The sequence below is a fragment of the Cloacibacillus sp. genome, assembly GCA_036655895.1.
GTDB lineage: Bacteria > Synergistota > Synergistia > Synergistales > Synergistaceae > JAVVPF01.
Window position 1 is genome coordinate 74356 of the sequence record JAVVPF010000006.1, and the last position, 12463, is coordinate 86818.

At 54.2% G+C, this 12463-nt stretch carries 15 protein-coding genes and 1 tRNA gene; 10 read left to right on the forward strand and 6 right to left on the reverse strand.

What is annotated here, in order from left to right; translation table 11 throughout:
* On the reverse strand, positions 1-215 hold a 215-nt coding region (locus tag RRY12_03430; protein MEG2183707.1), incomplete at its 3' end, for a hypothetical protein.
* Positions 216-384: 169 nt separating this feature from the next.
* Between RRY12_03430 and RRY12_03435 the strand changes: the two genes are divergently transcribed.
* The gene (locus RRY12_03435; protein ID MEG2183708.1) at positions 385-1911 is read left to right on the forward strand and encodes a Do family serine endopeptidase; all 1527 of its coding nucleotides are present in this window, start codon (positions 385-387) and stop codon (positions 1909-1911) included.
* An 89-nt stretch (positions 1912-2000) separates the two neighbouring features.
* Here RRY12_03435 and larE read toward each other — a convergent pair whose 3' ends face one another.
* Positions 2001-2840: an ATP-dependent sacrificial sulfur transferase LarE gene (larE, locus tag RRY12_03440; protein ID MEG2183709.1), complete on the reverse strand. Its 840-nt coding sequence runs from the start codon at positions 2838-2840 to the stop codon at positions 2001-2003.
* On the reverse strand, positions 2815-3285 hold the full coding sequence (locus RRY12_03445; protein MEG2183710.1) for an L-2-amino-thiazoline-4-carboxylic acid hydrolase: 471 nt from the start codon (positions 3283-3285) through the stop codon (positions 2815-2817). The genes larE and RRY12_03445 overlap by 26 nt, the downstream gene beginning before the upstream one ends.
* A 139-nt stretch (positions 3286-3424) precedes the next feature.
* Between RRY12_03445 and RRY12_03450 the strand changes: the two genes are divergently transcribed.
* The 3 genes from RRY12_03450 to RRY12_03460 are packed head-to-tail and all read left to right on the forward strand — an operon-like array spanning position 3425 to position 4397.
* A complete protein-coding gene (locus tag RRY12_03450; protein ID MEG2183711.1) occupies positions 3425-3781 on the forward strand; it encodes a hypothetical protein in 357 nt (118 codons plus the stop codon).
* A 60-nt stretch (positions 3782-3841) separates the two neighbouring features.
* Complete coding sequence (locus RRY12_03455; GenBank protein ID MEG2183712.1) at positions 3842-4189, forward strand: hypothetical protein; 348 nt, start codon at positions 3842-3844, stop codon at positions 4187-4189.
* Entirely contained in the window at positions 4173-4397 is a 225-nt protein-coding gene (locus tag RRY12_03460; GenBank protein MEG2183713.1) for a hypothetical protein, read from the forward strand. Before RRY12_03455 ends, RRY12_03460 begins: the two co-directional genes overlap by 17 nt.
* Here RRY12_03460 and RRY12_03465 read toward each other — a convergent pair.
* The 3 genes from RRY12_03465 to RRY12_03475 all read right to left on the reverse strand — a co-directional run bounded on the left by RRY12_03465 (position 4394) and on the right by RRY12_03475 (position 6613).
* Positions 4394-5170, reverse strand: a complete 777-nt coding sequence (locus RRY12_03465) for a hypothetical protein (GenBank protein MEG2183714.1) — start codon at positions 5168-5170, stop codon at positions 4394-4396. The two genes, RRY12_03460 and RRY12_03465, sit on opposite strands and share 4 nt — an antisense overlap.
* A 332-nt stretch (positions 5171-5502) precedes the next feature.
* Positions 5503-5576: transfer RNA gene (locus tag RRY12_03470), tRNA-Cys, on the reverse strand.
* Between the two features lie 104 nt (positions 5577-5680).
* The gene (locus RRY12_03475) at positions 5681-6613 is read right to left on the reverse strand and encodes a phosphatase PAP2 family protein (protein MEG2183715.1); all 933 of its coding nucleotides are present in this window, start codon (positions 6611-6613) and stop codon (positions 5681-5683) included.
* Between the two features lie 246 nt (positions 6614-6859).
* Here RRY12_03475 and RRY12_03480 point away from each other — a divergent pair, with 246 nt between their 5' ends.
* The 6 genes from RRY12_03480 to RRY12_03505 all read left to right on the forward strand — a co-directional run.
* Positions 6860-7468 (forward strand): hypothetical protein, encoded by a 609-nt coding sequence (locus tag RRY12_03480; protein MEG2183716.1) that lies wholly within the window; start codon positions 6860-6862, stop codon positions 7466-7468.
* A gap of 108 nt (positions 7469-7576) precedes the next feature.
* Positions 7577-8260, forward strand: a complete 684-nt coding sequence (locus RRY12_03485; protein MEG2183717.1) for a response regulator transcription factor — start codon at positions 7577-7579, stop codon at positions 8258-8260.
* A 3-nt stretch (positions 8261-8263) separates the two neighbouring features.
* Positions 8264-9658, forward strand: a complete 1395-nt coding sequence (locus RRY12_03490) for a HAMP domain-containing sensor histidine kinase (GenBank protein MEG2183718.1) — start codon at positions 8264-8266, stop codon at positions 9656-9658.
* 3 nt (positions 9659-9661) lie between these two features.
* Positions 9662-10930: a TolC family protein gene (locus tag RRY12_03495; protein ID MEG2183719.1), complete on the forward strand. Its 1269-nt coding sequence runs from the start codon at positions 9662-9664 to the stop codon at positions 10928-10930.
* On the forward strand, positions 10920-12125 hold the full coding sequence (locus RRY12_03500; GenBank protein ID MEG2183720.1) for an efflux RND transporter periplasmic adaptor subunit: 1206 nt from the start codon (positions 10920-10922) through the stop codon (positions 12123-12125). Before RRY12_03495 ends, RRY12_03500 begins: the two co-directional genes overlap by 11 nt.
* Positions 12126-12463, forward strand: a 338-nt coding sequence (locus RRY12_03505; protein ID MEG2183721.1) for an ABC transporter ATP-binding protein, incomplete at its 3' end; no start/stop codon positions are given.

The following is a 12463-nucleotide window of genomic DNA, read 5'->3' on the forward strand; positions in this document are numbered from 1 at the left end:
TCTCCGAGTATCTTTAGTTTGGAGTCTATTCTTTCGTTTACTATATCAACGGCAAGCGAAAGCACGGAATTATTCTGTGCCGCATCCTGTTCTTTATAGAGTTCCTGCACTCTGTCAAGCAGCATCGCAGCCAGACAGACAATGAGCGCCAGCATTATGAGCAGCAGACGGAAGGTACGCATATACAGGAATTTAAAGTTCAGTCTATATTTCAACTATTCAACCACACCTAATGCACAAAATTCTTATTGTTGCATTGCCATAACAGTATATAATATTTTAAGCAGCATCTGCAAATATTTTTCCCTTGACTTATCCTGACCAAATTGGTATCATTATATCTCAAGTTGTGAAAACAATGATTTAACACATGGAGGTGTTTAGATGAACAAACTAGACTTGAACAGCGGACTTAAGAAATTTGGCGCCGCCGCAGTGGCCGCGCTTATTTTGTTTGCCGGCGGAGCCGCGGGCTCCTATATAGCGACAAAATACACGGTGGGCGAAGGCGGTATAGCAAGGGAGACAAACCCGGGAGGCGCGGCTTCTGCGCAGGCCCCGGCCGGTTCCGACTATAAGAACCCCTACGTCTCGATCGTAAAAAGAAGTTCTCCCGCGGTCGTCAACATCGACGTGGAAACTATGGTGACGCAGCAGCCGATGGCGAACCCGTTCCAGGGCAACCCGTTCTTTGAAGAGTTCTTCGGAGAGGAATTCTTCGGCGGTGCGCAGAGGCAGCAGGCGCAGCCGCGCAAGGTGCCGCGCCGCGGCAAAGGCTCGGGCTTCATCGTGAGCAAAGAGGGATATATCCTCACAAACAACCATGTCGTTGAGGATGCGGATAAAATAAAGGTGACGCTGCTTGACGGCAGGACGTTTGACGCGAAGAAGGTAGGCCAGGATCCGACGTTTGACCTTGCTGTCATCCAAATCAAGGCAAAAGACCTTCCCGTGCTGCCTCTCGGCGATTCTTCACAGACCGAAGTTGGCGAGCAGGTGGTGGCCATCGGCAACCCGCACGGTTTTGAAAACACCGTGACGGCCGGCATCATCTCCGCGAAGAACAGAACTCTTCAGGCGCCCGACATCAGCTTTCAGGGCTTCCTGCAGACCGACGCCGCCATCAACCCCGGCAACAGCGGAGGGCCGCTCATCGACCTCAACGGCAATGTCATCGGCATAAACACCGCCATCGTTCCCTACGCTCAGGGCATAGGATTCGCGGTGCCGGTAAATATGGCCAAGCAGATAATGGACGACCTCATCAAGCACGGCGAGGTGCGCCGCGGATGGCTCGGAGTTACGGTGCAGCCTTTGACGGCCTCGCTTGTCCAGGCCTATAAGATACCCGTAAAAGAAGGTTCCATCATAGCGGACCTCCAGAAGGGATCGCCCGCGGAGAAGTTCGGCTTAAAACGCGGCGACGTCATCGTCAAAATTGGCGACAGCGCCATCAAGAACAGTGAAGACGTCGTATTCGCCGTCAGAAACAAACTGGCCGGCGATAAAGTTCCCTTTGAGATCTACCGCGACGGCAGGAAAATGACCGTAACTGTGACGCTCGGAGATATGTCCGAGATAAAAGGCGCAAAGCGCGTCGCGCCGCAGAGAGGTTCGTCGCAGCCGATGAAGGAATCTACAAAAATGGGCGTCACCGTCGTGCAGAACAGCCCGGAACTGAGCAAAAAGTACGGCCTTGCCGAAAGTGAAGGCGTAGTCGTCACAAACATAGCTCAGGGCTCGGAGGGCCGCAACCTCGGCCTGCGTCAGGGCGACGTCATTCTTGAGATAAACCGTCAGAAGGTAAATTCCGTAGCGGACTGGGAGAGGATAATGGGAGCAAAGAACCCGGCCTTGGGCTTCCTCGTCTCACGCGAAGGGCAGACGCTTTTCATCTCTGTCCAGGAATAACGCAAAAACCGCCGCGTGAAAACGCAAACGGCAAACTATAAAAAAATCTCCCCAACGGCAGAGGCCCGCGGGGAGATTTTTTATAGTTTTTATCTGCGGCAGGCGCCGCCCATTTTGTAGCCCTCTTTGTCGATGACGACTCGCGCTATGCCGAGCGCCGCCAGATGGCGGCATATCTTTGCCCTGTTTTGTTCAAGCAGAGCGATGTATGCGCCTTCCGTTTCTATCTTTGCGCATCGTCCGTCGTACCGCAGCCTAAGCTGCGTCTCTTTTGGCAGCAGCGAGCGCAGATATTCCTCGCCCGCTTCGATTGTTTCTAGCAGCACGAGCGTTATCGCGACGCCAGTAGGCACCCGGGAGGCAAGACAGGCGGAAGCCGGCTTCATCGCGGTGGGAAGGCCGAGCTGCCGTGATATTTCTCGTATCTCAGCTTTTGTAAAGCCGCATTCAAGAAGCGGGCTCACGGCGAACCTGCATTCGCGCAGAGCCTCCATGCCGGGACGATAATCGCTGAGATCATCGACGTTCGAGCCGTCGAGTATCCATTTGACGCCGCGGTTTTTCGCCTCTTTTTCAAGCGCAGCAAGCCGTCCCGCCTTGCAGGTATAGCAGCGGCGGCTGTCATTTGTGCAAAAATCGCCGAGCGCGCATTCGTCAAAAATTATCTGAACCAGCTCTATCCCGTATTCTTCCGTGAAGCGGAGAATCTCTTTTTTATCGGAGGCGCAAAGAAGCGGCGACCAGACGGTAAACGCGGGCGAACGTCCGCAGTTTGCACGCGAGGCGGCGAAGGCAAGCAGCGCGCTGTCCGTTCCACCGGAAAAGGCTACGGCGGACTTTCCGTCAAGCGCCTTTAAATATGAAAGGAGCGCCTCGTACTTCTTCTGCGCCGAGCCCGCAAGCTCAGCGTTTTCGGTAACAGAAGTCACAGCGGTCGTCGCCGTTCATAATAGTTTTTGCGCGGACAAGTTCAAGTCTGTCATCGAAGCCCTCAAGGAAAGCGGCGTCCCTGTCGCACGAAACGAGCGCGCCTATATCGCCGAAGCCAAGTTTTTGATAAAGCTCGGCGTAGGCGCAGCGCGTCACGTCAAAACTCAGACTACAGTCATCCTCCGACAGCTTTTCCATTGTCAGCTCCCCGCCTGCGTTCCATTTGGTAAGGCAGTTTTTCGCAAGCGAGGCGATCCCGCGGCCGTTCTCCTCCGCGCAGTCGCGGCCCAGCCCGCGCGATATCTCCTGCATAACGTTCCGCACTACGTCGAAAGTGCGTTCAGTCCCAAATTCGTCACAGAAGGCCCTTATAACCGGCCCCAACACTTTCATCTCTATCTCTCTTTGCTTTATCAGGGGAAGTTTATTTTTTTCCTCGCACATTCTTATGCCTCCGTTTCGGCAACCTGGCCTATGGTAGTTCTGCTGATATTTTACCCTTTTACTCACATTACTACAAACAATAATGATAAAATGGAGCCACGAAACAAAGACGTGATACAAACATAAAGGAGGCTCCATTATGAGCGACCAGCTGATTCAGGACAGTCAGGAAAAAATTGAGGCTATGGAAGCAAAGATCGCGGAACTCGAAGCTCAGCTCAGAGAACACGCTGAGATGATCGAAGAGAAAGTAGAAGATGATGCGGAAGAGGCGCGCGCAACCATTAAAAAAGACGTGGCGCGTTTTTACAAGGAACTTTATCCGCTGATCGACAAGTATAAGGCGGGCCGTGAAGAAATAATCAAAAAGGTCAGCTATAACGTCTGCGAGCATCCCGGAGTCGCTATGGCTCTTGCTTTCGGAGCGGGCCTTCTTTTTGCAAAGCTTCTCGAAGACAAGATCGAGCGCTGCGAACACCACCATCACCACCTGTAATATAGTGTGCTGCGACTAAAAGGGCGCCTTGAGGCGCCCTTTTTAAGAAAGGCTGTCAAAGTGAACAGAATAACTAATCTTATCTTAAGTTTTTTCGATCTTGTCGAGGCTGAAGGGCGCAGTTTTCGCATTCAGACCGAACGGATGCTGCGCGGCATCATGGTGCTCTTCTTCGGGGGAGTGCTGCTTACGGCGGCTCTGCTTGCCGCCGCCTTCGGGTTCTACACGCTGCTCGTATTCTTCTTGGGCGTCTCAGGGGCCGCCTTCGCCGTAGCCGTGATGCTTGCCGCCTGCGGCATGGCGCTGATAAAAAAGGGCCTCGCAACGGAGCACAGGCAGAACGCGGCGCAGCCTGCGCCCGCGCAAAACGAAGACAAGGAGGCCGCCTCCGATGAGCAGACAAAATAACGAAGAAATGACAATAGCCGAGGCGAAACTCAACTTTGCCATGGCAATGGAAGAAATCGCGCCGTCAACGCTCGTTCGCGAATATCCGCTAAAGAGCATGGGGCTGTTTGCGGCGGCCGGAGCGCTTTCATATCTTTCCAGCAAACAACTGACGAAAAGCGTGCTGCCCTTCGTCAGTGTGCTGGAAAATCTCTTAAAAAACTACTAACAAACGTTGTCCGCGCGCAAAAAAGACGCACCGCGCGCGTCGCAGGCGGCGGCTGCTGCGTATAACAGATGGAAGCCGCGCGGCTTCCTTATCAGCTTATAACCGTAAAATCCGTCGCTGATCGCCTTTGTCTGGTTTTTTATATCGCGGATCGACAGCTGCAGATGGCCGTGTGTCATCAGCCGCGGCTGTTCCGCGCGAAAGTCCTTCTTTAGTACAAAACGCAGATACCCTCCGTAGGCCTTCGTCAAGCCCATGATCCTGAAATTGCAGTTGAGCACGTTCTCAAGGCTGAAAACATTTTTTGGTGCGACCGTAGTCACCAAAGAGGTGTGTTCTCGCGCCGCCTCGTTCTCCACCAGATACTGCGTAAGGAACTGCACGTTGTTCCCTCGAAATTCGCTGTCTACAACGCAGAAGCCGGTAACCGCGGGACGTTCGTTCGCGGCGCGTACTACGCTGAAAGAATCGAGCGCCTCATTCGTCCAGAGATCGCTCATCTTGATGGTGCGCAGCGCAATGAGCCTGTTTTCGTAGAAGACCCCGACGGCATACCCTTCAGGACCCAGGAATCTTTTTATTTCTTCGTGTGGGGAAGCGGCGAAAATCTCATAAGAGAGGCCGTGTGAAACGGTATCATGGAGGCGCACCGCCTCGTCAAGATGTTCCGGTCCGACGCGTTCCATGCGACAGGGCACCAGCTCCGCTCCTCCATCCTGGAAATGCCGTGTGATGTAGATCATGCGGCCCTGTCTGTCGTTCTGGTTTTTCATTGTCCTCACCTCAATCCTTTGCCAATCAAAAACTCACCGCTCGACGTCGGCGCGTAAATGCCGATAGCGCAGCACAAAAATTATAAAATAAAATAGGGGTAATCTCTATTGTATTTTATGCTGAAATATGAAGTTTTATATAATCGAATGATTGCATAATTAAGCGCGCAAGAATTCCGCAGATGCATCTATGACGGAGCGTAAAAGCTAGCGTAATTTACGCTAAATTTACGCTAAAAATAAGAAAAAGGGAGACCGAAATCTCCCTTAAAAAATTAAATTGTTTAGAGTCGTGACGTGTGTTCATCAAATAGGTCTATGTAAGTTAAAATTGGAGGCGGCACCCGGATTCGGACCGGGGATGAAGGATTTGCAGTCCTCTGCCTTACCACTTGGCTATGCCGCCGTAACGTGTGAAAGTATATCAAGCATCATGGGATGTGTCAAGAAAAGCCTGCGAAATCTCGCGCGTTCAATGGCGACCTCGCGCGCGGCGGAGGGCGTGCGGTTTTACATGTACTTTTCGCAGAGCCTTTCTATTCTGCTGAAAATGTATGGGTAGAGGGCTGTGACGTAAATTGCCGTCATTGCGCCGCAGAGGGCCTTCCAAAGGTTTGGATCGGCGGAGGCAAGCGGCGTCTTCGTTACGCTTGCAAGAAGAAAAAAGAGTGCAAAGCCAGCCGTGAAGCGGAGCGTCTTTTTTAGCGCGCCGCCGTCGATGCTGAAATTTACAAGGCGTTTTTCAAGGAAGAGGCCGGCGAAGAAGCCGTTTACCCCGCCGCATACGAAGCAGGCTGCGTTCAGAAATCGCGCGGGGTCCACCGCGGGCTTGCCGTTTATGAATACCGGAGGATAGGTTTTATTTGCCGCGTAGAATATCATGGCGAAGGAGGCGAGTATGTAAAGAAGCGTTACGACTGTTTCGCGGCGCGAGTTGTCCGCGGACCAGCGCAGCAGCCACGCGTTTACGCAAATGGCGGAGGCGCCCAGCGCAAAGCCGCATAGCACGTCCTGTGGAGTGTGGACGCCTAAATAATTTCTGGAAAATCCGACAAGAAGGATCATCGCCATGCACGGAATAACGATAAAAAGTTTTTTTCGCCACAGCAACGCCGTCGTGCCGAAAATGGCGGCGGCTATCGAGGCGTGCCCGCTGGGAAACGAATATCCGCTTGCGGTAACGACTGGATGTATCTGTGGAAAACGTATCCACGGCCGCAGCTCGCAAACTGTGGCTTTCAGCGTTTCCATCCCCATTGAGACTGTGATGAGATTTAAAATCACGAAGGCGCCGCGTTTTTTAGAGACGCACCAATAGATGAAACAGGGGATGGCTACGGCGTATATGTTCAAAGACGCGGAGACGATAAGAAAAAAACTGTTTAGAGCGCCGCCTGTAGCCTCTCTGAATGATTGAAGCCACAACAGATATTGCAGTGCCATTTAAGCGTTCACTTCCTTTTTTGATTTTTGCCTTGACAAACCGTATCATTGTGCGCGAGAAGCGCAGTTTTTACAAGAGGCCTTTTACTTTTTCCACGCCCCTTTTACGAGAAGCCGCACCCACATTTTCCCCACATTTTTTTCATAAAACCGTCACAGCGGGCTGTTATGATTTTCCTATCAAATATGACGCTGATGCGGCGGACAAAAAGTCCGTCGGTCAGACAACATCTAGGAGGAATTTTGATGAGAAGAAAGATCATTGGCGCCGTATTGACGGTGCTGGTATTTGCGGCAGCGGCGGCGGCCGCTCCTTCAGAGGGCGGACGTCACTGCGGACGCGGCACCGAAGGGCGCCCCCAGCTTACTCAGGCGCAGAAAACTCAATCTGAGGCGATGAAGAAGCTGCGTAAAGAACTTCGCGAGGAGCTTCGCAAGGCAAACCCGGACAAGGCACGCGCGAGAAAACTTTTTGAAAAGCAGCTCGCCATGAAGGAAGAATTCATGACCGCGCGTTTTGAGAATTATTTTGCTAACGGCGGCAAAGACGGCCGCCTATGGGGTGGTCGTGGCGGACGCGGTGAAGGCCAGTCTTCCAAGGGCAGTCCCGCGTGGAAAAATTTCTGTGAAGAGATGCGCAAGGATGCTCCAGACAAGGCAAAGGCGCAGAGCTATCTCAAAGAGGCAATGAAGCTGCGCAGGCAGAAGGCGACGGCGCGCTTTGAAGAGATGCTCAAAGACCCCTCTAAATATATGTCAAAGGGCAAGGGGCGCGCGCGCGGAGCTTCCGGTGACGTGAACTGCGTGCAGCCGCGGCAGCAGTGTCCGCAGCCCGGCGGCGCCTGCGCAAAATAAAACAGGCGGTATTTACAATATGCGGGCTGCGCACATGCCGCCCGCATAAATTAGTCGATATTGCTATAATTGTGGTGTCGGGATTACCTATGAAAAGGGGCGCGTAAGGTGAAGATTTTGATAGTAGAAGACGAAAGAGCTATAGCGGAGGTGGAGAAGGCATATCTGGAGCGTGACGGCTATGAGGCGGTCATTGCGGCGGACGGCCTGGAAGGGCTTGAGAAGTTTCGCGCGGAGGCCTTCGACCTTATACTTCTGGATCTTATGCTGCCGGGGCTTGCGGGGACGGATGTCTGCCGCGAGATACGCCGCACCTCAAGCGCCCCCATCCTCATGGTGACGGCAAAGAGCGGAGAGGAAGACATCGTTGCGGGCCTTGACGCCGGCGCCGACGACTACATTGTGAAGCCCTTTTCACCGAAAATACTTATGGCGCGCATTCGCGCAAACCTGAGAAAGACGCCGCAGACGGAGCCCGCGCGCCCCTCGGAGCTGATATACGTAGGTGAATCGCTCGTCATAGACCAGCAGAATTTTACGGTGAGAAAAAACGGAGCCGAAGTGTCGCTCACAAGAAATGAATTTATGATACTTTCCACAATGGCCTCGCGCCCGGATAAAACGTGGAGCCGCGACGACCTTATCACCTACGCGCTCGGCTACGAGTATGACGGCTTTGAGCGTTCCATAGACAGCTACATTAAAAATATAAGAAAAAAACTGTCCGACCCGGAGCATGAAAACGGCTATATCCGCACCATGCACGGCTTTGGATATAAGATATCGGAATAGGCCATGAAGCGCACGCTAAAATCAAAGCTCATCTTTCAATATATGACGATAGTCATAGTCTGTATGCTCGTAATACCGACGGCCATCTCTTCGCTGCTTGGCTGGCAGTTTCGCAGCTTCGCGCAGGAGCGGCTCGCCGACGATGAGAATGACATTGTAGAATATTTCCAGAAAGTGTACGCGGAAAACGGAACGTGGCGCGTGGGGAAACTGCTGCCTAAAAGGTCCGACCTTCTGCGCTGGCCGATGGTCAAAATCGAGCTCTTTGACGAAGAGGGCGCGGAAATCAGGCAGTTCTGCCGCGTCATGCCGATGCAGCAGACGCGCCGCAAAGGAGGCTCCCGCCACGGCGCACCGTCGCTTGACGGACTCATCTACAGCCTGCGCGAAATAAATGTGGACGGCCAAAAGGTCGGCACGCTGCGCTTCACCTGCCTGCCCTTCGATAGAAGCAGAGAGGGCCTTTTCCTTCAGCAGTTCAACCGCATAATGTATTACGCCGTCGCTTTGATGCTCATAGCGGCCGCCCTCATAGCCTACTTTATGGCCGTTCGCATAAGCCGTCCCGTACTCAACGCCGCAAGCCGCGCGCTGCAGATAAGCCGCGGAAAATACAGAATGGAAGAACGGATGGAGTCGGACATCACTGAGCTGCAAACGCTGATAGAAAGCGTAGACCGGCTCGGGCAGTCCCTTGAGGCGCAGGAGGAGTTGCGCAGGCGTCTCTTAAGCGATATTGCCCATGAACTGAGAAACCCCGTCACTATAATAAAATCTCACCTTGAGGCCATAGAGGACGGCGTATGGAGCGCCACGCCGGAACGCATAAGGCTCACGGTGAGCGAGGTGGACCGCCTCTCCCAGCTCATCACGGAGGCGGAAAAACTTACCGCGATAGAGGGAGCGGGAAGCTCCATATCACTTGAGAATACAGACCTCTCATCCCTCATAGAAAGATCGGCGATGGTCTTTGATCCGCTTTATAAAAACAAAGGCGTGGAACTGGAGCGTGACATCGAGCAGGGAGCATCAATGGTGCTGGACGCCGGAAAGATTCGTCAGGTCGTAGAGAACCTGCTCTCAAACGCGCTTCGCTACACGGACGCGGGAGGCGTCGTCAGCGTGACGCTGAAGTGCTCCGCAAAAGAGGCCGTAATAGAGGTAGCCGACGACGGCATCGGCATAGACGCGAAGGACCTGCCCTTTATATTTGAACGCTTCTACCGGACGGACCTCTCCCGTGCGAGAAAAAGCGGCGGGATAGGCATAGGGCTTGCCATTGTAAAGGCGATAGTAGAGGCTCACGGAGGCGTCATCAGCGTGGAAAGCGAACTTGGAAAAGGCAGCCGTTTCACGGTGAGGATACCAAAGATAACGATGAGCGAGGAGGAACGGTAACGGATGATGATAAAAAAACTGGCGGCTTCGCTTGCGGCGCTTGCGCTTTTTTTGAGCGCGGGGGCTGGGCACGCTGCGCCGCTTACAATAGATGAATGTCTTGCCATGGCGATGGAAAAAAATCCGAGCCTCACGGCGGCGCGTGAAAAGGTAAATTCGCAGCGCGCGACGATAGGACAGGCGGCCTCGACCGGTCGTCCTCAGCTTTCAGCGGGAAGCTCCTACACGCGCGGCGGCACAGGTGCGAGCGCCGACAATAACTCCGGCAGCTACTCCACCGGCGTCAAGGCCGAACAGTCGATAACGGACTGGGGACGCCGCGACGCAAAAGTCAGGGGCGCGCAGCTTTCAACGGAGGCGGCGTCGCATGATTATTATTCAACGCGTGAGACGGTAATAGAGAACGTATACGCGGCCTACTACGGTTTGAACCGTTCGGTGCGCGAGAACGCGGTGGCCAAGAGCCGCTACGACAATTTTGCAAAGCGCCTTAAATGGGCCAAGGCCTACTACGAAGTGGGCACAAAACCTAAAATAGAGGTTACGAAGGCGGAGGCTGACCTCGCCGCGTCAAAGCTGGCGATAGTAAAAAGTCAGGCGGCGGCGGAGCAGTACAAGGCGCAGCTTGCCGACGCGATGGGCGTTCCCGCCCTTGCCATCGCCGAAGTGACCGACATAATAGATTACGAAGATTGGAACATCGGCTTTGAGGCGGCGATGGCCCGCGCAATGAAGGAGCGCCCTGAACTGCTTGCGAAGCAAAAACGCGTGGAGTACGCCGGCACGAACCTCACGGTGCAGATGAAGGGTCTTTCTCCGTCGTTGTCCGCCTCGGCCGGTTACGACGTATACGGATCTTCTCCGGTGGAAAACAACGAATGGAGCACTAAGCTGTCGCTCACGGTGCCGCTTTCTGACGGCGGCCTCACCAAAAGCAAAACGGAACAGGCAAGAGCCGACCTGCGCACGGCGCAGGCGGAGCTTCAAAGCCTTACGAACACCGTAACGCTTGAGATACGTCAGGCGCTCGCCGCGCTTGCCGAAGCAAAAGAGGCGCTCGCATCATCGTTGGAGGCGGAGCGCAGCGCAAAGGCGACGCTCGACCTCGCTGAAGGCCGCTACGCCGCCGGTGTAGGCAGCAACCTTGAAATTTCAGACGCCATAGACAGCTACGCGCTCGCGCGCTCAAACACAGTGCTTGCGCTCTACAGCTGCAAGACGGCGCGGCTAGGCGTCGAAAAGGCCATGGGAGGACTTAAATATGGAGAATAAACGCAGAGGCGGCCTTAAATATAAATTCGCGGCCATAGCCGCCGTCATAGCGATAGCCGCATCCGCCGGCTATTATTACATCTCAAACATAGAGAACGAGATCAAATACAAGACGGCTGCTGCGGCCAAGATGGACATCCGCTCTTCAATACAGGCGACGGGGACTTTGAGCCCGGTCGAGACGGTTGACGTTGGAACGCAGATATCTGGCACCATAAAAGAACTTTACTTTGACTACAACAGCCGCGTAAAGGCGGGAGAGCTTATAGCGGTCATAGACAACGCCGCGCAGAAGGCGGAGGTGGCGCAGGCTGCAGCAAGCGTCGCCTCCGCGCGCGCGGACGCCGCGAACAGTCAGGCGGCGCTTGACGTAGCCGCGAAAAATCTTGCGCGCACACGCGAGCTTGCGAAGCGCGACCTCATAGCTAAGGCAGACGTAGACGCCGACACCAGCACATGGCTCAAGGCGAAGGCGTCGCTTGCCGCCTCATACGCGAAGGTTGACCAGTACAGAGCTACGCTCGACAAGGCTCAGATAAATCTCAACTACACAAAAATATATTCTCCGGTAGACGGCGTAGTAGTCGCGAAAAACGTGGAGGAGGGCCAGACCGTGGCGGCGAGCTATCAGACGCCCTCCATAGCGGAGATTGCGCGCGACCTGACGCAGATGCAGGTAGAGGTCAAGGTGGACGAAGCTGATATCGGAGGCGTCCACGAAGGGCAGAAGGCCGTGTTCAACGTAGACACCTTCCCTAACGACAGCTTCACCGGCAAAGTGACGCAGGTGCGTCTGTCGCCCTCCACCTCGGACAACGTCGTCACCTACACCGTCATCGTCAAAGTATCAAACCCCGACGGCAGGCTGCTGCCCGGCATGACGGCAAATGTTTCGCTGATTTTAGAAACGCGCGACGACGTGCTTGCCGTGCCAAACAGCGCCTTCCGCTTCAAACCTCCGGCAAAAAGCGGCGGCGCCGATATGGGCCCCGGCCCGGGAGGCCCCGGCGGCAGAAAAGAGAATGTGGCCGCCGCATCGAAGCCGTCAGTCTATCTGCTTGACAAAAAGGGCAAGCCGGTGAGGACTGAGGTCAAAAAGGGCATCACGGACGGACAGTATACCGAGATAGTCTCAGGTTTAAAAGAGGGCGACAGAGTCGTCACAGGCATAATCGTCAAAAAAGAGGAAAAATAGATGGCGCTTGTCGAGCTGAAAAATATAAAAAAAAGTTTTTCGCTGGGAGGCTGCGACGTCGAGATACTGCACGGAGTCGACCTCAAAGTGGACGCGGGAGAGTTCGTCGCCATGATGGGCCCCTCCGGCTCCGGCAAGTCCACGACGATGAATATTCTGGGCTGCCTAGATCATCCGACTTCGGGAGAATATCTTCTTGACGGCATGAACGTCGGCGGCATGGACGCGGACGAACTGGCGCATATACGCAACGGCATGATAGGCTTCGTCTTTCAGGGCTTCAACCTGCTGCCCAAGACGACGGCGCTTGAAAACGTAGAGCTGCCGCTGCTCTACGC